General features: G+C 39.6%; 10 protein-coding genes and 1 pseudogene. 3 read left to right on the plus strand and 8 right to left on the minus strand.

Annotated elements, in window-relative coordinates:
• Positions 1 to 57: 57 nt before the first annotated feature.
• Together ACKTT2_RS48350 and ACKTT2_RS52490 are read left to right on the plus strand one after the other, a co-directional pair.
• Positions 58 to 429, plus strand: a complete 372-nt coding sequence (locus tag ACKTT2_RS48350) for a hypothetical protein (RefSeq protein ID WP_407900256.1) — start codon at positions 58 to 60, stop codon at positions 427 to 429.
• A gap of 36 nt (positions 430 to 465) precedes the next feature.
• Positions 466 to 2,173, plus strand: a pseudogene (locus ACKTT2_RS52490) (IS1634 family transposase).
• A gap of 359 nt (positions 2,174 to 2,532) precedes the next feature.
• Here ACKTT2_RS52490 and ACKTT2_RS48365 read toward each other — a convergent pair.
• From ACKTT2_RS48365 to ACKTT2_RS48400, 8 genes are all read right to left on the minus strand, one after another.
• A complete protein-coding gene (locus tag ACKTT2_RS48365; protein ID WP_407900259.1) occupies positions 2,533 to 3,054 on the minus strand; it encodes a MarR family winged helix-turn-helix transcriptional regulator in 522 nt (173 codons plus the stop codon).
• Positions 3,055 to 3,197: 143 nt separating this feature from the next.
• Entirely contained in the window at positions 3,198 to 4,982 is a 1,785-nt protein-coding gene (locus ACKTT2_RS48370) for a hypothetical protein (RefSeq protein WP_407900260.1), read from the minus strand.
• 1,058 nt (positions 4,983 to 6,040) lie between these two features.
• Positions 6,041 to 12,352 carry a DEAD/DEAH box helicase gene (locus tag ACKTT2_RS48375; protein ID WP_407900261.1) on the minus strand — a complete coding sequence of 2,104 codons (6,312 nt, stop codon included), beginning with the start codon at positions 12,350 to 12,352 and terminating at the stop codon, positions 6,041 to 6,043.
• A 223-nt stretch (positions 12,353 to 12,575) separates the two neighbouring features.
• On the minus strand, positions 12,576 to 13,499 hold the full coding sequence (locus ACKTT2_RS48380; protein WP_407900262.1) for a hypothetical protein: 924 nt from the start codon (positions 13,497 to 13,499) through the stop codon (positions 12,576 to 12,578).
• Positions 13,499 to 17,440: a coiled-coil domain-containing protein gene (locus tag ACKTT2_RS48385; protein ID WP_407900263.1), complete on the minus strand. Its 3,942-nt coding sequence runs from the start codon at positions 17,438 to 17,440 to the stop codon at positions 13,499 to 13,501. The genes ACKTT2_RS48380 and ACKTT2_RS48385 overlap by 1 nt, the downstream gene beginning before the upstream one ends.
• Positions 17,441 to 18,183: 743 nt before the next feature.
• Positions 18,184 to 18,951 carry a COP23 domain-containing protein gene (locus ACKTT2_RS48390; protein ID WP_407900264.1) on the minus strand — a complete coding sequence of 256 codons (768 nt, stop codon included), beginning with the start codon at positions 18,949 to 18,951 and terminating at the stop codon, positions 18,184 to 18,186.
• A 53-nt stretch (positions 18,952 to 19,004) separates the two neighbouring features.
• On the minus strand, positions 19,005 to 20,750 hold the full coding sequence (locus ACKTT2_RS48395; protein ID WP_407900265.1) for a M48 family metalloprotease: 1,746 nt from the start codon (positions 20,748 to 20,750) through the stop codon (positions 19,005 to 19,007).
• Between the two features lie 265 nt (positions 20,751 to 21,015).
• Positions 21,016 to 21,174, minus strand: coding sequence for a hypothetical protein (locus tag ACKTT2_RS48400; protein WP_407900266.1), 159 nt, complete (start codon positions 21,172 to 21,174; stop codon positions 21,016 to 21,018).
• A 575-nt stretch (positions 21,175 to 21,749) separates the two neighbouring features.
• Between ACKTT2_RS48400 and ACKTT2_RS48405 the strand changes: the two genes are divergently transcribed.
• Positions 21,750 to 22,253, plus strand: coding sequence for a hypothetical protein (locus tag ACKTT2_RS48405; protein ID WP_407900267.1), 504 nt, complete (start codon positions 21,750 to 21,752; stop codon positions 22,251 to 22,253).
• Positions 22,254 to 22,780 lie beyond the last annotated feature (527 nt).

Genomic DNA, 22,780 nt, shown 5'->3' on the forward strand with positions numbered 1-22,780 from the left:
AAAGATACCGATTAAGGGTTAAAATTACGGTGTAATACACGGGAGAAGAGTAGAGTAATGTTGAAGCGGGACATTCAAGGGAAGTTCGCGCTCAAGAACGATGATTATCGTCAAGTGCGCTCACTAAGATTAACTGATGATACCTGGAAAGCTCTGGGGATCGCAGCTGAATGTTTTGGTATGACTAGATCTGATTACTTGGAACAGGTGCTCAGGGACAATGCTAGTCCAAGTATTACATGGGAAAAAGAGCCGATAAATCAAGCCAAAACTACTGTTGTTGAACTTGCGACTACGCCACTGTTGGTGGCAACACTTGAAACTTTACGTGACCAAGTTTTACTACAATTGAAGTTAGGTAAGCAAGCTCCAGGCTACAAAGCAGCACTTAAAGCCCTGAATCATTTTATTGCAGCACTAACTAGCTAGTATACACAAGAATCCGAATAGATTAGAGGAAAAACAGTGGAAATAAGTTCCGAGCGGATAGACGATATTCCGTTAATCGTGGAATGGCTCAAACAGATGGAGATAGCCAAATGTATTGACCAAAAACTGAGGGAACCCCACGGAAACCACAAAGGATTGAGCTACGGACAATTGAGTGTATTGTTATTAACATATATAATTACCCAGTCAGACCATAGGTTGTCTGCTGTGGAACCTTGGGTGCAAACACATCGAACGATTTTAGAGTTAAGTACGGGGTGGTCGATAGGGGAAAAAGATGCCAGTGATGACCGATTAGCAAGGGTAGTCGAAGAGTTAGGGTTGCAGTCACAGGCCAGGTTGGAAATAGAAGTAAAGCTAGGACGGCATCTAATTCGTGCCTACGAATTGCCGACTGTTGTGGCACGAGCTGATACAACTAGTTTTAGTGTGAATCATCAACAGGGAGAATCGCCAGAAGAAAGTCTACTGCATCATGGGTACTCCAAAGATTTTCGCCCAGACTTGCTGCAATACCGTCAATTACTGGCAACCCTTGACCCAATGGGAATGCCTTTGGTCAGTGCCACCCTAGAAGGGAATGGAGCTGATGATCCATTATATTTTCCTACCTGGCAACAAATGGTAAAGGTGATTGGACACAAAAATTTTGTCTTCATCGCTGATTGTAAAGCAGGCTCGATTGCAACCCGCGCCACCATTGCAGCAAACCGAGGGATTTACTGCGTTCCTGTACCCACTCGTTTTGCAACACCCCCAATATCTGAAGCAATGGGTACTCTCCCCACCAGCAGAAACTGTGGAGATTCGTTTACCGCGACTTGATGAAGAAGAACCTGCTGTGGGAAAAGGCTTTGAAGTAGAGTTAGGCAAGTTTTGGTTCAACGAAGAAACTAACAAGTGGGTACGTTGGCATGAACGTTACTTAGTAGTTTATTCCCAAAGCCTTGCGGCCTCTGAGATTCATGGTCAACAGCAACGCATTAATACTGCAAGAACTGCTCTCGATAAATTAGCATTGAAACCAGGTGACGACCGGGAGCAACTCAGCCATAAAGTAGAAAACATTCTTAAGCGCTATCGTGTCAACGATTTTTTCTCAACCACTATTATAGAAGAAACACTTGTGAAAACTCGCCATGTCGGGCGAGGACGACCATCAAAAAACTCTCCGACTGAAGAGGTGACGAGTATTTGTCTTCAACTTCATATCCAGCAGATTGATGATGCGATTAAGCTTTCAGAAACCTTGGCTGGATGGCGATTGTATGTCACCAATGCTCCGACCACTCAACTGACCCTACCACAAGCCGTAATGTATTACCGAGATGAATGGCTTTTGGAGCGTGGGTTTCACCGTTTTAAAAGAGGTTCTTTGCCCGCCTTGCCTATTTACTTCCAAAACGAAGACCGAATCACTGGTTTGATGTTCGTGTTGAACATTGCTTTGCGCGTATTTACCCTAATGGAGTTTGTGGTAAGGTTAGCTCTTCAGCAAACCCAACAATCTTTGGCTGGTCTTTATGATGGCAATCCAAAGCGAAAAACAGAACGCCCATCTGCTGAGAGAATGCTTCAGGCTTTTTGTAATTTAACTCTTTATTTCCTTCCTGATTCTACCATCTTCATCACACCGATTAACGCCCTTCAAAAACAAATTCTCTCCTTGATGAAAATACCTGAGTCCCTTTATCAGCATGAAGTAGTGCAAAACTATACATAATTACGTCTTACCCCTATAAAATCAGCACTCCTAGACTTTAAGACACAGAACTGAATGTCCCATTTCAACATCAGATACCACCGTGTATTACACCGTGAGGTTGATTGAAAATAGCGCTCCTCTTCCATGTATTACACCGAACACCCGCATCGTTACAGTTTTTTGTGCATCCTTTGGGATTCCATACATTACACGGTAACACTTGATTCCCTCGTACCGTGTAATACACCATTAAGCTCCTAAAGCTTTTACCAAGTATTACACGGTATTACCTTTTAAAGATCCACAATCGCGTTTTTTCCTTCAACAGTAAGGCATTAATTCCTCTCTCCCTTCAATCAGGAGCGAACGTACAGTAACTAAGGCTCAAGCATTGCTGAAGTGCCTGCCTGTAATTTCTGTAGAAGCTCTATCAAAGTTCTCTTTTCGTCATTATTCAGATTTGCCATCAGCCCAGTTGTGCGACAAAAATGATCTGGTAACATTTGAGCCATGAGCGTATGCCCTTTTTCTGTAAGGTGAACGCTTAACGTCCTGCGGTCATTGGGACAGGGTTGTCGTTCTACTAATCCGTCCCGTTCTAGTCCATCTAACAGTCCCGTAATAGTAGCACGGGTAACTCCGGAACGTTCTGCACATTTAGAGGGCGTTAGTCCTTTTTCGTTTGTCTGTAGCAGTTGCATTAACAAAGTAAATTTGCCCATTGATAAACCATAGCGAGCAAAGTGTGTCTCTAGCGCCACTTGTACATCTACGGTTGCTCGCAAAAATGCCAAACACGCTTCGACAGAAGCAATGTCTAGCTCAGAATAACGTTTGGCAAGATTTTGTAGGGTAGAAAGATCGACAACGCGATCGACAAAGGAACGTACAATAGCCACAATTTTACATTATTCTATTAGGCAACTAACTATACAATAACTCTTTTTACCTTTTTTTGACTGAGTAGGGTAGGAAAAACACAACTATGTAAAGGTGTGTAAACATAGCTACAACCCTTACAAATGACCAATGACAAACATTATCAGCCCTTATCTTGCGATTTTTTGAGATAAGCTTTTGCCCATGCATACCGTTTACTATCTTTTTTGAGTAGGTATGCTACGGCAGTTTGTCTTTTTTCTTCATCTTTTGTATTCCTAATCACTCGCTTGATTTCATCATCAATATCTTCTGTTTTAGCACCACGTTGAATTGCTTCTTTAAACCAATAATCTCCATTGGGATAGTCACCTTTGTCATAGGCAATAGCTCCCATTAATGTGTAAGGCTGATAACTGAGCGGATGATATTTCATAGCTTTTTTCGCACAAATTTCCGTATCAATTAATTGACCAATATCTCTGAATGCGGCTCCTCTAGTGACTAAAATTGCTGATTTAAGAGTATTGTCTTTTATTTGGTTTAAGTCTAAGTTAGTTAATTGTAAAGCTTGCTCGGATTTGTTTGCCTTACGCCAATAACTACTAGCAGTTGGAATATGCCATTTGTTTCCTGTACGCTGAAATTCTTGGACATAAAACTCTGCTTCAAGGCTGTAATATTTTAAAGCAACCTTGCCGTCACGAGATAATAAATCTTGTTCTACAAGTTTAAAAAATAGTATAGGATCTAATCTTTCGTTTTTCTCCAGTTTTAGTAGAATTTGATAAAATGGTTCTAGTGTTAATTTATTTGTGGAATCTATTAAACCATACTTTTTCTTAAGCATGATAAAGTACTGTTTTTGAAAAAGCGTTATAATATCTTCATAGCCATTATTTTTCAGCCATTGAATTTCTGATTCATTGAGAGTCTTTCCTAATTCTATTTTAGACTTCAAACTGTTAGAGTATTTTTGATTCGCGATCGCGATGGTTTCAGTAAGTTTGCGATTTTTCATGAAGTTAAGATCTTGTTCGCTTAACTTACTATCTAACTCAAGTCTTTTGAGAACTTTGTACAGATGGCTCTTAGGAGAGCAATCCTCATATCGCGTGGCGTTATACTTAACTTTTAAAGCAGCAAATTCTCGTGTTTTTTCTAATTCTTGAGCAATAGTAATTGTTTCGCTAAGCCCTTGCTGTTGCAGCCAGTTGATTTCTGACTCACTTAAATTATTTTGTGCCTCGATTTTTTGTAGAATTGGATATAATGGAGTTGATAATGACAAAGCAGAATATTGTTTCGCTTGATATTTCTCTATTAATTGAGCAAATATATTCTTTTTTTCTGACTCTTGTTGTTCAAAACACTTTGCTGTTTCCAAGAGTTTGTTATCTATAAGAAACTTATATTCAAAATCATTTAAACGTTCTGCTATCTCTAGCTTTTTCAGGATTTGATACAGGGGACTATCTGGATAAGAGTCTTGATATTGAGTCGCTTTGTACTTGAATTTAAGTTGAATAAATTGCTGAATATCTTGAGCGATCGCCTTTGTCTGAGATAAACCGTTTGAACTTAGCCAATCAACTTCTTCAGAACTGAGGAATTGTCCTGATTCAATTTTCCAAAGTATGAAATACAGAGGATTATATTGCCAGGAAACACTATGGGGTGTAGCTTTGTACTTAGACTTTAATTGTGAGAACTCTACACCTAATTGGACAAAATCCTTTAATTTATCTTCTTGTTCTTGACATATAAATTCTAGTTTCTGCTCTCTCAACCATTTCATCTCTAGTGTATTGAGTTTAATGCCTAAGTCAACTTTTCTAAGTACAAGATATAGAAGACTGGTAGGTAATAAATCTTGATATTGAGTTGCTTGGTATTTAGATTTGAGAGTCGTAAAATGTTTGATTCGGTTTCGGTCATCTTTATGCATATTGCTAGCACCCGCTATAGTACTGAATTAAATTTTTTCCACTTATTTTTGTCGTAAATCTTTTATCCCTCGTTATCCCTCGTTCCCAGGCTCGTTATCCCTCGTTCCCAGGCTCAGCCTTATCCCTTGTTCCCAGGCTCAGCCTGGGAATTCCTTCCTAGAGGCTCCGCCTCCAACATTCCCTCGTTCCCAGGCTCGTTATCCCTCGTTCCCAGGCGGATGAGGACACGAGGACACGAGAACACGAGGACACGAGTGTATAAAAACAATAAAGTTCAACTCTTGGCAATAAACCCTTACCCCAGACAATAAAGTCCTACACTGGAACCTACCTAAGTTTGGTACGTTTGCGACTGGATTTTGTATGATAGGCCTCTATTCTCAAGCATTTTCAAAAACTTGGTGTAAAACTTTATTGTCACGCTCGCTCCTCAAAAAAGGAATGGGCAAGCGTCCCTTGGTAAAACTTTATTGTCAATCCAGTTTTTTTGGCTAACGTAAGATTAAGGCTTGGGGGCTACGCCAGTGTAAGACTTTATTGTCTCAATACAACGAGGACAGGCTCAGGCGTTATCTCTCGTTCCCAGGCTGAGCCTAGGAACGAGGAATATATGGAAAATTAGCTACTACATGACTTATGCGAGCGCATATGGCGGTTTTTACGATTTTTGTATTTGTTAAATAACAATACTACTTTAGCTTGCTAGATCATTATTAATAGATAATATATGCAATCTTTAAATTCAAATATATTACGTAAGTAAATTGGTGAGATTACTTACATAATACTAGATATAAATCGGTTTTTACTAAGTGAGTTTAATGTACCTTGAATAAGGTTTGCGATCGGAATTTGATAGTAATAACTATGTAGAGTAAAGTAAATAGCCATTACTCTAAGTTTTATGCTCGAAGCTTGTTGGTTACTTCAGTGTATTTGTTTTATAAGAAGAGGAGGCGGAGCCTCTAGGTAGGCATTCCCAGGCGGAACCTGGGAACGAGGACACGAGGACGCGAGGACAAGCTCAGTCTAGGAACGAGGACACGATGTTTATTCCTTACACCTTCAACTGAGTGACTACAACATAACTTCGTTCTACAACGCGATAGATACTGTTTGTTCGTTGTTCTAAAAAGTCAATTCCTTTATCAAATAAGACTTTAAATTTCTGTCCGTCTTTTTGATGGACTTCAAGTTCTCGTGCATGAGGAAAATGAATGCGATGTTGCCAAGGTCGAACAATTATATTTAGAGAAACTCCTATTTCTTTGAGTTTGCTCAGCGCTAATTCGAGTTGGTGTTTTCTCTGTTTCTGTGTTTCTCCTTGGGAGTCTTCTAAAACCTCAATTGTCACGGAAGAATTTTGATTCAGACCATCACTTTGTAACAGATGGTCAAGAATTTTTGCTCCTTTTTCATTTAAGTAGCGATCGCGATACACTATTTGTCTTATTTGACCGCCTAACAAAACTTTGTCTAATCCCAGTTTCTTACGTAACTGCGGTAATGTTAAATCTCCCCAATTTCTATCTGGAAATGCTACTGAAGTTTGTGGATCTTCTAATTCTTTAGCTGTCACTAACTTAGCTTGCGATCGCAAACCCTGTAATCTTTGAAAAACAGTACTGACTCCCTCAGAACTTCTCGTTTGAAACCATTCCCATACACCGCTCTCTGAATTTCGATGAAGTTGTAAAGCAATCCGGTTTTGTTGCTCGGTATTCAGACACAAAATTGGTAAAGCCCGAACGGGAGCTTTATAAAGCTCGAGCAATCCTTGGTCGAGCCACTGTCCTAAACGTTTGTAGAACACCTGTAGATATATTCTTTCTGACTCCGAAGCAACACTACGCGATTCTAATAACTGATTAATAGTCAATTCTAATGGAATCTTGCTACGTTGCATGAAGTAAACAATATCTTCTAATAACGCAAACCAAGACAACGGTGAATTATTGTTTAAATTATACGTATCTAACAAACTTGGTAAATAGATTGCACTTACTTCACTCGCCCTTCGTGAAAGTGCAGGTAACCGATCTGCCATTTGAGCTAATTGCACGCGAGTTGCATTGGGCGCAAAGTTTTGTAATTCTGGATCGGGAGTGAGTCTTTCTACTAAAGGTCTTAGAAATTCAGCAATTAAATTCCTGTTTAACTCAGCATGAAATGGCTGATTTGAATAAGTTCTCAAACAATCGTAACAACTCCTGTCACAACTACAAGTAGCAACAATTTGATAAGCTAACTCCAGTACTTGTTGAAAAGTGTCTGCTATTCGTTTGCTGTATCCAGCACCTCCCGGCACATTATCGTATATAATGATTTCTGCTAATCCATCCGGGAGAGGTCTAAACAATCCATCGAGTTCTTGTCGTGGAACATCAATAGCTTGAGCGGCTGCGGCGAGTAAAGCGTAAGTGAGAGAACGCCAAAAATCTAAGCCATTGATTGCTTGAGTAGGAGTGTTTGTTACTGATGAAACGGTATTGCTATCCCCATAATTAACGACTTTGCCAAACAGCAAATTTGGTTTGGTATCTCTATCAAATTTTATTTCGAGGAGATCGCTGCGGAATTCATGACCTAAATGCAGAAATTCATAATTTCCTCTGCACTCTCTTCCAGTAATAGGATGATTGTGAATCAGCGATGACGATCGTGAAGGAGTTGAGGGCTTTTTACCTTTAGATTTACTGTTATTTGTTTGGCTCTCTATTTGAACCTTATCGCTTAAGTTGTAGCCACAAGTTTTACAAATCGCAAAACCTTGCTTGTTCAACCCTTTACCAGGTACTATTCCTTGGTTTGCAAGGAAGAATCTTCCACCTTGACTAGTTGTGAGAAAATAAAAGCCTGAATGCGAAAACTCCTCTGATTTTTCTCCTTCACCTGCTAAGAAAACCTGAGATGTTGGTTGGCGTTGGGGTTTGGTGTATGGAGTTACTTTTGGAGTCGCTGTCCAGTCCGTGCAGAAAGCTTTGGGGACTTTATATGCTTTCATTTTCTTAGCAGCTGTTGAGGGTTCTACATTACAGACGGGACATTCATCAATAACATCTGACTGATTTGAGCGACGAAAATGATTGCAATTTTGACAAATCCAGTAGTATTCTTGTTCTAAGTCTCCAGGTCTAACAATCCCTACGCTTTGATAAACTCGGTCATCAACAACTATTTCCTGTCCTGGTGCATACTCCCCAAGGGCTAAACGACGATCGCGTTCCAGTCTGTGTTTCCCTTGAGAGGACTTATACTCATTGCTTTCACCTGTCAGTAAACGCACGACATCTATAGGGAAACCATAAATTGGTAAAATACTGGCTTGGACTAATTCATCATAAAGTCGGCGTTTAATAATTTTATCAAGCTCATCTTCAATACTATCGCGACGCTTTTCGAGTAACTTGCGTTTTTTGCGATCGCTTTCTGTGCTGATATCTTCCAGAATATTTTGCAGTAGTGATATCAGACCGTTCCAATCTCCGAGTTGCTCTCGCTCAAAATTTGATAGTGCTGCCAAAAACTGCTCGATAACACTACGAGCAGTTCCCACACTCTTGAGTCGCTCAATCCAAGATTGTGCCATAGAACGAGCGCGATCGCTATCCAACCATTCTTGAAATTCATAAAATAGTGAAGTTGCAGGTGGTCTAAAATTTTCAGCAGAATAGTTTTGTGGTAAACTGAAGAAATCACCAATTTTTACTTCCTCTGCACCTACATTATGAATTCTCAAAAATTCAGCTAGTAACTCAGCCCGGAGGTGACGCTGCTGGATTTGAATGTTACCACCGTCTAATTTGGGAATTTGATTGCTACCTGCTATGAGCTTTTCTGGTTGCTCAAAATAAAATCGGTCATGAGGACGCCTCTGTCCGTACATTAAAGTAATAGCAACACCGTCAGTACGCCTTCCCGCACGTCCAGCCCTTTGTTGATAATTACTAACATGAGGTGGAAAATTCCGCAAAACGACTGCTTGGAGTTCGCCGATGTCTACTCCCATCTCTAAGGTTGTCGAAGAGCTGAGCATATTGATTTGTCCCCGGCGAAAACGATTTTCCCGTTTTTCTAATTCACCGACACCTAACTGTGCTGTGTGTTCTTGCGATCGCAACGGTAAAGGCGATCGATGTTTGATAAGATGCTGTTGATAATGCTCATTTGTAACTCGTGTCATTTTTTCGCACGAGTAAGGTTGAAGCTTCCCTTTACACTTATATGACGGACATCCAAAGACATTAATCGTTGGTTTGTCTACTTTCGATAAACCAGGAACGTGAAAAATATGCTGACAAGAACTACATTGATACCAATCTTTCTCTGTGTTCTGAAGATTCAATTTCATCCAGTTGAGTTGATAGCCATTTTTAGCACTGACTAATAAACGAGAATCTTTAAGCTGCTGAAAAAGCCAAGTTAACTTTTCTCGACTTGGAAATCTTTCCCCAAATAGCTGAAAATAATACCACCCCAGACGATTTTGGGCTTCGCTTACTTTCCCGTCTTTTCTCCACTTTGGCAAAAATGAAGGAGAATCTTCAAATTTTTTCCTTTCTTCTAGTGATTTTTCCAAAAACAAATAATTTTTAGATTTTCCATGAACGTCTACCATCTCTGGACGAACGCCCTCAACACCACCAGTTTCAGGAAAGTACCGCGATGCACCATCAATACTCACAATCCCCGTGCGGCGAATAATATCTGTCAGAACTGTCAAGAAAATTTGCGCCTCATCTTTTGAAATTTCAAATTGAGCCGATACCAACTCAATCAAGCGTTCATCGAAAGATTCAAGATGACAAGCTAAAATTGTAAATGCTTCTAATGTAGAACGACGGTTAAAAGGTAAAGCAAATTCTCGGAGTAATAGCTCCTTAGCACGGGCTTCAGAACTATCTTGGCAATCTTTCTTATTGTCCAGACTCTCCTCATCTTCTGGGAAATAGCTAAGATAGTTCCGTCGTGAATCTCGGTCTGGATGAGGAATTGATGTTTCTAAAAATAAGAGTGTTAATTTGTTAATAACTTGAGAAACTGAAGCGGTATTATCATGATCTTTGGCATCATCAAAAGCTTTCCAAATCATTTGACGGTAAAGGATTTCTGTATGATTTCGCTGATAATCAGAAGCGAAAAATGCAGCATCTTGACGACCATCAGAAAAGGTTAAAAGTTTTCGTTTGGAAGCACTTCCTTTGATGTTTTCTGATTCTGGTAAAATATTAAAAAGGCTATCAATCATAGTCTCTAAAGGTTCATCAGTGTAAGCAACAAAACGATTGATTGCTTGAGTGCGAATTGGGCGCGTACCACAAGCCGCACACTTAGGAAGATAGCATCCTTCTGAATCTTTGGCATTGTTTTGAGAATTTTGACGATACCAAGCTAAATGAAATTCACCTTGTCCGTGGGATTTTTGTGAAAAAGTTTCATTTGAGGAAATACCAATCCAACCATTTCGCTGACGTATTGTAAAAGTTTTTGGTGCTGAAGAATTGTCTTCCTCTTCTATTTCGCCTATCTCCTCGTCTTCTATAACACTATCTAAAACACCTGAAGTTAGAGTGTAAATATTTTTTGTATTGTCTTGTTCTCTCAATCCTTGATTCGATCTAGGCAAAGATTCTAATCTAGAATTATTTAATTGGGTGAAAGCATAAGCTTGTCCGCACTGCGAACAACTCCCTAATTCTAAAACTGGTGCGTTACAGTAATCGCAAGTTATCTTTTCATTTAAATAAAGACGACCGTAACGTGGTTTTTGTGGATAGTCTGGATCGCATTCTACACCAGAACAATCGGGATTAATACAAGCATAAACACTTTCTAAACTCCGGAAAAGAAGATGCAGACGAACTGGTAATAAAGGCAAATCATCGGGATTTTCACGCGCTAGAGTGCCTAATTGTAGTAGATGAGAGAGTGCTATTTTGGCATCTGTATCATCAACTTGTCCATCTAAAGAGAAAGGGAGATTTGTATACCATAATTCTTGCGATCGCGCAACTTGTTCCCATTGTTGAGGTTGACGGCTGAGGAGATCGATGAGTCGATGTATGAGAGGATGTTGTTTGAGAGCAAACCACAGAAGTTTATGTATATTGCCTTGGGATTGAGATTGTGCTGATGCTAATTGTTCTTGTGGAACGATATTACCAAGTACATCCAACCACTTTTTAATACTGTCATTATGATCGGGGAGTTCTAGAATTCTCAAAGAGTTAAAGATTTCTTGATGACTCAATTCAGAAGGTAAAACATAACGGCTACCCAATCGTTCTGTAGCTGTAACGCGGCTACCTCGAATAACTTGACTAAACGGCTCATGAAAAAAATCCCGAGCGAACTGCAAGATTTGCTTGTCAACTGATGCGTCTCCTAAGCTTGCACTTGTCGCAATACAGCGTATCTGTCCAGGTTTTTCTATCCCAATCGCTACCTTTAAACGCTGTAATAGCATGGATACTTCGCTACCTGTAGAGCCATTATAAGTATGAGCTTCATCTACAACTAACATTTTAAACGTTGATGTTGATACTCCAAAAATTTCGTTGCGTTCCTTTGGGCGAATCAACATATGTTCTAGCATTGAGTAGTTGGTGACCAAAATGTGAGGTGGTTTTTCCCAAATCTCTTCACGAGAAAGACACTGAACTTTAAGAGTTTTGTCAATAGCGCGATCGATTAATTTTTCCTGACTGTGAAGGTTTAAATTTTTTATTTCCGTTTCTGTAAATAGCTCTTCAAGTTCCTTATATTCGTAAGCAGCAAATTCTTGATATAATGCTTCTATTGCTTTTTCTTTCTTTGTTTCTGTCCGGCTTGTATAAAATCCAAATTTAATTTTTATCGTTGTTTGACGACACAGAAGCTTCCGCAAACGCTTAACTTGATCGTTTACTAAAGCGTTCATAGGATATAAAATTAATGCTCTGACTCCTGAGTTGAATAGATCTGCTTCCTCTTTCAGAAGCAGATCTAGCATTGGCAACAAAAAGCACTCTGTTTTCCCGGAACCAGTACCAGTTGCAACTACAATATTTTGTTTGTCTTGAATAACCGCCTTCACGGCTTTTTCTTGGTGTTCGTAGAGGGGACGCTGACTCGGTACAAACAGCGCTCCCATTTCTGAATGCAAAATCTTTTGATTGACGAAGGCGTTAACGCTGCTAGCTGGTTTGTAGGGTTGAGAACCTTCTAAGTAAGGATGTTGCCAAACTGTCCCTGGTTGTTCGAGTTGTTGTTTGAGAGCGTAACGGAGATGGCGATCGCGTAATGGATATGCTGTGAGCAAGTAGCGAATAAAATCTTGGCGGGGTTGTTCTACTGCTGCAATGGGATCGAGATACTTGCTTGTTGTCATATGATGTCTGCTTATATATCTTGAATAAAACTCACGCAAAGTCGCTAAAGCGCTAAGAAGTTAAAAAACTTTTATTATGGTTATGCTAACGGATACAGCAGTTCTCAGTTGAGTGCAATACATTAAATAATAGTCTTGTGGAACGGGTGTCTCGCCCGTTTTAGGCAGGCGAGGACGCCTACCCCACAAAACTGTATTGGTTTCAAGTGAGAACCGCTATATATCATACGAGAATGCATCCTAAGCGCTGAAATATGTTTTCTACAAAGTGGTGATTTTGATTTTCAAAGAGTCGATGTCGGTATCGTTCGCTGTCTGGTTCGGATAACCTCCAAAGCAATTGAGCATAAAGACTTGGTAAGATAATACCTTGGAGATTTAACCGACCTGGTTGTACATCCCAAGGAATTTTTAAAGGATTTTCTGTTTTTCGATCTTTGTCAAACATTGCCAGAATGGCTGTGTCTGGTTCTAATTCATAAAAAGCTCGATCTTGAAACCAGAGATATTCTCCTGTGGGAAGTTGTAGTAATGTTTTGTCTTGTAATTGGTTATAGCTAAGTGATGTCCAACGATTTCTTTGGATTGTGTCGCGACGAGGTATGTACTGTTGTATATTGCGCTCGCTCCACTCTTTGACGAAAAAGGGGTTTTCTAACCAAGGAGAACGCAAGAGAGCTTTGGATGGTTGGCAAGGTAAGGGTAAATATTCGATACTATCAGCAACAGTAATGAGGCGAATTCCTACTTGGTTTAGACAAGCGTTAATTCTATCAAAGCCATGTATTTTAGGATGGAGTGAGAGAGCATCGTAACTTTGTTCTGTTTTTAGGGCTTGGTGGGCTAGGGGAAGGTATGCGCGATCGCCTCGAAATCTCAATCCTACTAGGTTATCTTTACTTGAGGCTAAAACGGTTGGAGGCGTCATGCAGTAACGATTTCTCATTCCAGCGTAAACTTCACCTCGTGCTTGCAGTTCAGTCAAAGCTTGCTGGATTTCGGTTTGCGATCGCTCTTGCATAGAGTTGGGCGAGGAACTCGAACGGAGTAACGAGACAATCTGCTGTTTTGTCAGCGTCATTGGTATGGCTGAATTGTTGGGCTGTCTGTGATTGCTCAGCAGAAGAATTATTTTGTCAAACCACATTATTTTGCCCTCAAAATTGTGTTTGCGTGTTGTAGAGATAACGGTATCCTTTCTAGATTTTGAAAATATGCAAGTTGGCTGACATGAGGATAGGCTTCTTGATAACTTTTTAAATCCAATAACAAAATATTTTCATAACTTGAATCTTTGGGAACCTCCACTGCCCTAATTATATTCTGCAATTTCTTTTTAGCAATACTTTCTTCTAAAATAATTTTAAATAGCTTTCGTTTCTTATTAGTAACATGAAGTAGATACCAAGTACTAGTTTGAGGTTTAACCGGAGGAACTATAGGTAGTTGATTTAAAAACTTTAAGAGTTTTTTAAGCTTAATTAATAAAATATCCGAGATCAACCAATTTGGAAAATAATACTGTTGATTTTCTAAACTAGAAATTCCTATTTTTATTTTCTGAATATCCAAATTTAACTTCAATGTCTGTACGGTCTTTATGAATTGTTCTGGTGATACGTTGTTATCCAAGATAGCGTACCAGTAGTTTTCTCTAGTTTTCTCTCCTTGAGGAGGTTTAGGCATATCATTCTGATTATTACAATACCACAATCCAATATTTTCTATTAAGTCTTGCCCACTCATCAATTGAATATAATAAACACCAATTGGTAAACTTATACTCACTAAAGTCATTTCTTCAATCTGTTTGACGAGAGGAATTTGTATCTCTTCTGGTTGTTTATCTTGTGACAGCAAATTCCAACAAAGTAAAGAGTATAGCTTTCTAGGTAAAAGCCCTGTTATACAAATATCCTGTTTATCCCAAACCCAAGTGAATTTCTGAGTTGAAGTTTTAATTGAAGTTGGCATTTCTAACAGTCTTTGTGGTTCGTATCCCAAACGTTGATAATCTAGAGCGTACCAATCAGAAGAAGGAAGTAAATCGTGTAAAACAGATACATGGATTGCTAAAATACCAAGTGCATCTGCTTGTAATCGATAAGAGATTTTCTCATTTTTACTCGATAAGAATAAGATAACTTCTTCTAATGGCCAAAGTTCTTTGATTTGAATGACTTCCGCCCAAAATTTTTCTACAGTATCTTGTTGAATAGGCAAGTCTGCTTGCTCAATTCCTTGACTGTTGCAAACACGCAATCGCTTTAAACCAGGATTTTTCAAAATTTGATATTGCCCTCGTATCTCGAATTGATACGCCCATCTCTTTTGAGCAAACCAGAAACGAGCTTCGTAATTTCCTGGTTCGTTTATCCATGTAGCTAAATGAACTGCAACCCAACGAGGTGATGGTGATAAATTTTCAACTGAGCGAGCAACAATAACTCGCTTATCGAAACTTTCTATTAAGACATTCAGAGTTAAAATTTGGTTGATGGGTGGATACCAGAAAGTAGGAGGTTCTAAATAAATAGGCTTTTTGCCCTTTAACCTTAATCCTGTCAAAATAGGTTCGCTGTCAGCAACTAGTTGCCAAGTAATTACTTGAGTCTGATGGGTTTCAGGTAATGTTAAGGTAATTAAAGATGTTGGAACTGTCAACCTCATTTGCCGACCCAACCATCCCTTTATGCTGGAAGGAATACAACTATCTACTATTTCAATACCATCTGCAATTGTTGGTTGAATATTGCGTGGAGTATAACAGACGATTTCTTCAACATCCAAAAGAGAAGGATTGGGTAAATTTAATCGCAAATGCTCCCCTGTTAAAGCATCAAATATTAAACAAGGTAAGTGACTGTTAATACCTTGATACTGCCACTTCATCAGTTCCTGACGATAGTGGTTTAGCAATTGGCAGTTCCAAGTTTCTGCTTCTCGATTAACCTCTATAATGAGTTCTGGAACAATCAAATCTCCTTCTCTAGGAAATGTCTCTTCCCAATTAGCTTGTGGAATTTGATAGTAAGTTTCCCGTAACGAGCGCCATTCTGGTTTCCACAGCTTTTGTTCTGGTAAGACTAATTGTGTATTCCAGGAGTCGCTAATATCCAAATTCATCATTAACGGCTTGATGCTTCGAGCAATTGTATCTCGGATGGGTTTAACTCCTGGTTTAGGTGTTAAGACTTTGATTAATGAGTCCCAACTCCGTAAGAAAAAGTTTTCTGGTAAATAATTTTGACTTAGTATCTCTTCTCGCCCCTCTTCATTTTCTAAAGCTTGAGGAGATAATTTTTGACGTTCTAATTCTTGAGCTACTAAGGCAATCCCTTGTAACAGTTGTCCGGAAATAGGCTCTGTCTCTGTCGTCTCAGAGTAGGAAGCTTTGAGAAAATTAATCAGCGTACCCCATTGGGGATGTTTTTCCTCGCAAACGCTTAATAAGACTTGCGATAATTGTTCGACTGGAGTGTGTGCGAGTTCCCACCAACCAAAGTCGCCAGCTATTTCTTGAACGAGTTGAGCAAAGTGGTTTAGGTTTTGTTTGGGAACGCCACTTTGTAACCATAATGTGGAGACGTATTTATATCCTCCACTAGCACGAACTAAACCTAAAAGATTTATTCCTTCGTCTATAACCTGACGCAAGGTATTTTCTACTCCTTGATTGTGGTTAATATCTAAACGCTCGCAAAAACCTTGCCAAAATTTATCGCTGGAGTAGTAATAAGCATATTCTGAAGTTGCGAAAGTAAAAACTTTTAACCAGTCTTGCTCTAAAGTATAAAAGTTGTTTTTCAAGGAATCGTAGGTAACTGTACCGAGTTGTTGTAAATTTGTTTTAACAACATTGAGGACTTCCTCACTAGCTTGGCGTTGAATGCGAACGCTACCGAGAAATCTATGTCCGACAGGGCGATCGCGATACGTCCAATGAGGTAGTATTTCTTCTTCCCACAATTGTTTATATTGAGAGTTGACAAGGGTAGAGCCGTTTCTTGTTTTGATATTTAATGAACCTGGATCTGTTATAGTGTTTTCAGGAATTTTACGTTGAGATAAGCTAGTGCGATCGCTTGTTTCTAGTTGGCGATCTTGTTCTACTTGATTTTGAGCCTGCCGGATTTGTGATAATTCTGTTGTTAATCGGTCTTTTTGTGAAGTCAGTTCTGCTAATTCCTGGTTAAGCTGTTGTTTCTGATGTTGTAAATTTCTAAACTGTATTTGTAAAGAATTAAAATTACCTTGTGCTTCTTGTTCTTGATTTGTAATATTGGTTAGAGATTGATTCAGGAAACCTAACTTTTGCTCTAAACTTACGATTTGAAGTTGTAAATGAGAGAGTTGAATCTCTAGTTGCTGCTTTTGCTCCTCCAAATCGTTTATTTCTTGAGTCAATCTTGAGCGACGATTTTCTTGTGCTGCTATCAGATTTTGCAGTTCGGTTAAATGTTGAGTTTGTTCGTTAAGACTTTTCTGTTGTTGATGTTGCCGTTCTGTTAAGAAACTTTGCAGTTGACCTAGTTGATTTTTTGACGAATCAAACTCAATTTCTACCTGTTGTTTTTCTCTAATAATCGCTGCTAGGGCTTGGTTGAGTTCTGTTTGTTGGTTTCTTAACTGTTGGACTTGTGCTTGTAGCGTCTGAGTTTGGGCTTCTAACTGCTGTTTGTCAGCTTTTTGAGAGAGAACTGCTCGTTCGAGATCCTGTTTTTGAGACTGATGAGATGAAACTGTTGTTTGCAACTGCTCTAGATCTGTTTGTCGAGTTTTCAGTAAAGCCTCTACCTGTTCCTTCTGTGTAGTTGCAGTGGAGATAGCTTGTTGTAAATTGCTTTCCTGAAGTTTCAGTTGTTCTGTTTGTCTTTCTAATTCTGAAGCCTTTGCTTGTAGTAACTGTGTATCGTTCAGTTGCTGTTTACGTTGACGTTCTACAAATGCAACACCTGCACCTGTAGCTGGTAACGTAATTAGCCCTGTAAGGGCGGCTCTTCTAATATCTCTATCAAGTGTCAGACTAATACCGAAACCCACGCCAAAGCTAAGTACACCCAAAACAAACCAGTCTCTATTTTTCATAGCTCGCCCTTTGCATATTTGAGAACCTCGCTTTGATGCTGAAAAAGATTCTATGTATCAATCTAACACTGCAACCTAGAGCACTTTCAGGATAAATCTTTTATCATGTATAAAAATTTTCTAAATGAAGCTCCCCTTTCGCAATGTAACTTCTTATGATGAGTTTCGGGCGAAACCCATCTGGCATTTTTACCTGAAAACCTTTTCCTGATGTAAAGCCAGGTAATGACGGTAATCATTTGCCCATTCTATAAATAGTTCAGTTACTTATGGAATCAGAAAAGCAAAAAATTTCTGAGATTCTCACTGCCGAACAAAAAGAAAAATTACGCGATCGCATAGAACGTATGCAAAATACAAGTATTCCAGGAGGTCTACCAATATAAGTTTTTAAATATAATGATTTCCCTCGTTCCCTCGTTCCTAGCCAGAGGCTAGGAATGCATATGGTGAGGCAGAGCCTCACTTTGTAGAGCGAGCACTCTTAGGCGGAGCCTCTAAATAAGGCATTCCCTGGCGGAGCCTGGGAACGAGGTGGGGGGTCTGGTTTTTTATTTGAAAGTCCCTAATTTACTTTCTTGTCCCTCGTTCCTAGCCAGAGGCTAGGAATGCATATGGTGAGGCGGAGCCTCGCTTTGTAGATTGAGCACTCTTAGGCGGAGCCTCTAATAAGGCATTCCCTGGCGGAGCCTGGGAACGAGGTGGGAGAGCTGGTTTCTGAAAAAATGATGGAAAACTGCTTTTTAACGAAGTTTATTAGGATTCAAGCGAGTGCCTCCACTAGGTTTGGATTGTGAGCTAGGAAGCTTAACTCCATTACTTAGTTTAGCTCCAGTACCGCCATCAGCAGGAGCTAGGAAGGGTTTTAGATTGATCGGTGCTTTTGATGATGAAGATGCAGGTTTTTTTACACCAAAGATTTGACCTATATTGCTGAGGTCGCCACCACGCCCTGTGAAGGTATTGACAGCAGTTGTTTGTTCGCCGTTATCAGCAGTGACTAGGTTTTGGAAGATGCCATTACGAACAACATCAGGATCTTGTCCGCGAGGTACTGTCAGTACAATTCGACAGCTGGGTCTAGCATCAGTGGTCACGCAGACTGTGTTTTCTCCGTTTTCAACTGATGACTTAAGTTCTACCAAGCCATCAGGGCGGTAAGATTCTAAACGTCTGGCAATTTCGTTGCAGCGCGATTCTGCATTCCAACCGCCGCCTAAAGTTCTGGGAGTTGCCCAAGGAAAATATTCACCAGGAAAAGCTTCTGGATTGTACATCACAGTATAATTACCGTTATGGTAGCGACAGCTAAAACGCGTACCGCGATCGCGAGTTGTGGATGTACTTGTTGTTGAACTGCCTGTTCCCGTGCTTGGTCTTACAGAACCACCTGATTCTGTTGGTACAACAACATCACCGCTACGGGACTGAGCAAATGCGGTTGAAGGGTTTACAAGCATAGATAAACCAAGACCGCTCGCAAATAAAATTTTTAGAGATTGAGATAACATAATTACACTGGTTCAGAGTAGGGAGTTGATATTTCTAGTGACGATCAGTTTTGTCATTTTGATTCATCAACTCTGTCTTTTTTTTTCCGAAGACGTTGTTTTTTTTCTTTTTGCTCTTTCAGTATCTGTTTGGCTTTTTGTTGAATGTCCATATGATGCGCTACTCCCTCGTAGGTGTAACGGTTGTATTGGTTTTGTGTAATCAGGTTTTCTAAATAGCGGACTCGTTCGTTACCACCTGGGTGGGAAGATAACCACTGAGGAGGTCTGTATTTTTGCTCTTTATCCAGTGTCACCATCAAATTCCGCAAACCATCAGCAGCATATCCTGACGCTACAATGAGACGTGTTCCAAGAGTATCTGCTTGGCGTTCCATATCCCGACTGTAACTCATGGCGAAGAGTTGTCCAATAGTACCGCCATAGGGAATGTATTGAGTTAAGTTACCAATGAGGTTTCCTTGAGTGACGAGTTGAAAACCGTGGGAAAGGACGACGTGAGATAATTCGTGACCGATTAAGCCAGCTAATTCTGCTTCCGATTTGGTTTTTGCGATCGCGCCTGCATGAACAAAGACTTTACCACCAGGGAGTGCAAAAGCATTCAAACTTTCTTCAGGGATGACAAAAAACTCGTATTTAAAGTCATTGCGTCCTGAAACCTTAGCAAGCTTCTGACCGATGTCATCCACATATTTTAAAACTGAGACATCTTTAACCAAATCCAGTTGCTTTCGCGCCTGTTTTGCCACTGACTCGCCGACAGCTTTTTCTCCTCGCATGAGCATGATTGTAGAGTCAAGAGCGGTAAACGGACCGAGAAGACTACCCGTCACGGCATAACCCAAGACACCTGTAACAATATTAGCAATTGTATTTCCTCTAACTTTTGCCCTAATATGTGACTTGTAACGCTTGAGATGTGTCTCAGCGAGTTCTGCAAACTCAGGTGCTTGGGGACTATTTGGGTTAAGCAAAGCAAATTGACGTGCAGCTAAAGAAGCTTCCATCCATTTTTTAGCTTCTGCCAAGGCTGCAACTCTTGCTCTAATTAAATCTGGTTGATTGGGATACAGCGTCGCCGCACGTTCCAAAACATCCAATGCTTTTTTCTGTTGGTTGTCCTTTTTGAGGACTTCAGCATATTTGATGTGTCCGGGAATAAATTCGGGGTACTGCTGAACCAAAAGCTCTAGCGGTACCATAGTTCTGGTGTACAACTGACTGGCAATTCCTGCTTCTGCTTCGCGCCAGTATACTTTACCCCCAGGAGATAATTGTGCGGGGTCAACAATTGCTTCTTTACGCTGTTGAGCTTCTGAAGATTTGGCAAAAGGTTCTTTTGCTTCGCGGTAGAGTTTTTCTGCAGAAGCAATTTGTCCCGATTGGTAAAGCTTATCGGCTTCCATCAGTTTTTGCTGACGTGCGATTTCTTCAGGAGTGGGTGCGGGTTCTATGACTGACTCAGACTTTTTGTCCTCTGAAGGTGTTGGTTCCTTGGAGTCAGTTGGCTTCTTTGGATCTGTTGCTTCTGGTGAGGGAGTTGGTTGTGTTGACTCAGTGGGCTGCTTCGTCTCCGTCGTTGTTGGGACAACGACAGGTTTGTTTGTCTCCGTTCCTGTTGGAACAACGACTGGGGATTGATTTGGAGTAGGGGTCTTGGTAGTTTCAGTAGTAGACGCTGCGGGTTCTTTTGCTGGTGATACTAGGGGATGGGTAAGAATAATGACAATAGATGTCCCAAAGGAAAGTAGTACCCAACTAGCTGATAGTAGCAGCGACTTCCATCTGCGTTTCATGGTCGATCCAACCTATGCAAAAAGCTCTTTATTAACTTTATGAGCAATTAGGTAAATAAGCACAGGGTAGTGTCTTTTCTTTTTCAAGGTTTATAGCGATCGCGCCTTTTTTTAACTAATCTTCATAATAAAGCAGTGCATCTCGCGAACTTTGCAAAAAAAAACCTTTGATATACCGTCTTACACCTATCCCGGCTGAACCCCGATTAGGGGCTTGTGACGTTAGTAGGGTGATTATTTGTCTAGTACTCATAACATTCCTTTTTCAAGGGTTATAATATCCACCAGTTGTAATTGCTCTTATAGCACTAGGAACATCAAATGTGTAAGCACGTAACAAAGCACTTTCGTAATCCGCCCTATAGTCCTCTCGTGTCTTTCTATTACTAAGTGCAGCAGTATTGCCAGAATTACTAAGTATCATGGTTTTGAATCTAGTTAAATTTTGTAATAATCTTAACTAGATTAAGTTTATAGTTCCAAGAGAGATTTCACTTATAAAAGTATAAAGATTTAGCTAATACCAATGCTGTATGAAGATTCGCCTGTAGTCCCAAGATATCGGCGGACAGTGTTAGCTAAGGGGGTAAAACATATTGCAGCTTCACAAAGAAATTGTATAACCCATTAAGGACAATTACCCTCCTTTCCCAATCAGAACATTATTAACATTGCAAGCAGGGAAAACACTTAGAAAGTCTTTAGGGAAAATTAGAAATTAAAATTGATTAACAGTTTCCCCTTCTAAGCCAGTTATGGCAAATGATCTAGCCCGTCCAGAATGAAAATAATTTCTTATACAGAAATAAGTCATTTGGACAAGAAAATAAGCAAAACTAAGTAGTGATTGTTATACACAGCCACGGTGGGTGAACGGTAGGGGAACGGGGTTTGGGATAGTTAAGCTTGGTAAGGAAGTAGGCAATTGAGAAATGTTGAGATAGGCGTTATTTTTTATCGCTAGCTGGGAAATATATGATTGTAGATTTTTTTTAGCTTATGAATTTGCTTTTTTATTCTGAAGAGTATTCTTTCGATAAAGAATTACTTTTTGAAATCACATCATATTTTCAGATCCAAATGGATGAGACTTATTATTTTGCAACATTTAATGTTATCTCTAATATTGACGATTTTATTCAAACTATAGATGAATATATTGAGAGTGAAAAAAAACAAATAATTAATTATTATAAAGTGGAGGAAAGTTATGGTAATTTTAGAATAAAAATTTATAGCTCTTTTACAGTCTGTTGGGAAGTTTTTTTATCTTATCTAAATTATTTGAATTGTACTGATTATTTTCAGGTGAGAGCACTTAAAAATCATTTAGAACAACAAGAAAGAGAAAAAGCTATCCCAAGTTATAGCGATTTTGGTTTTGAATCTCAAGAAGAATACGAAAATTATTGTTTGTTAGAAGAATTTGTTAATTCAGACAATTTTAATTCTGTAGGTTATACACCTATAAGTTACGAACTGTATATGGAAAACTATGATTGATACAGCAGATTTAGGGGGATTAAGCCAGGACTTACGCAACTGGCACAATTGGTTTAGATACGCCTGTGCCACACCGGCTGTGTTAGCATAAGCATTAATGCTTAAAATCTCAGAAGAAACAGGACATATTACAATTTGTATAAATGTATTTTAAATGACAAAATTTGGAATTTTCATAATCTTCATACTAGAGCAGTCCGGCTCGTAAATTGCGATCGCTTGAGTTTGATGAGATCTCCAACTTCTTGTGAGATGAATGCCGAAATTAGGACGCTTCGCTCAAAAGCGCCCCTTCCAAACAGCTTATTCTCAACCTAAATTTCATTGTTGAGCGTGTTTTCTGACAGTTTCCACATCCAAATTCAAGCGTTCGGCAGTCTGCTCAATCGTTAACCCTAACTCTAATAAGACTGGTATCATTTCTATCTTATTTTTCTGTTGAATTGGCGAAACTAATCTTTAAATCTCCAAAAATTTCTTGTGATGCGGGCTTCTAGCCTGCTATTAACTAGGAGACGGGCGGGACG

The sequence above is a fragment of the Scytonema hankhaensis NUACC26 genome, assembly GCF_045865695.1.
Taxonomy (GTDB): Bacteria; Cyanobacteriota; Cyanobacteriia; order Cyanobacteriales; family Nostocaceae; genus Scytonema.

What these genes read in the sequence shown, in the direction of transcription:
- ACKTT2_RS48385 (WP_407900263.1), bottom strand. Translation starts at nt 17,440, where the DNA reads ATGAAAAATAGAGACTGGTTTGTTTTGGGTGTACTTAGCTTTGGCGTG.
- ACKTT2_RS48375 (WP_407900261.1), bottom strand. Translation starts at nt 12,352, where the DNA reads ATGACAACAAGCAAGTATCTCGATCCCATTGCAGCAGTAGAACAACCC.
- ACKTT2_RS48370 (WP_407900260.1), bottom strand. Translation starts at nt 4,982, where the DNA reads ATGCATAAAGATGACCGAAACCGAATCAAACATTTTACGACTCTCAAA.
- ACKTT2_RS48405 (WP_407900267.1), top strand. Translation starts at nt 21,750, where the DNA reads ATGAATTTGCTTTTTTATTCTGAAGAGTATTCTTTCGATAAAGAATTA.
- ACKTT2_RS48380 (WP_407900262.1), bottom strand. Translation starts at nt 13,499, where the DNA reads ATGTGGTTTGACAAAATAATTCTTCTGCTGAGCAATCACAGACAGCCC.
- ACKTT2_RS48400 (WP_407900266.1), bottom strand. Translation starts at nt 21,174, where the DNA reads ATGATACTTAGTAATTCTGGCAATACTGCTGCACTTAGTAATAGAAAG.
- ACKTT2_RS48350 (WP_407900256.1), top strand. Translation starts at nt 58, where the DNA reads ATGTTGAAGCGGGACATTCAAGGGAAGTTCGCGCTCAAGAACGATGAT.
- ACKTT2_RS48395 (WP_407900265.1), bottom strand. Translation starts at nt 20,750, where the DNA reads ATGAAACGCAGATGGAAGTCGCTGCTACTATCAGCTAGTTGGGTACTA.
- ACKTT2_RS48390 (WP_407900264.1), bottom strand. Translation starts at nt 18,951, where the DNA reads ATGTTATCTCAATCTCTAAAAATTTTATTTGCGAGCGGTCTTGGTTTA.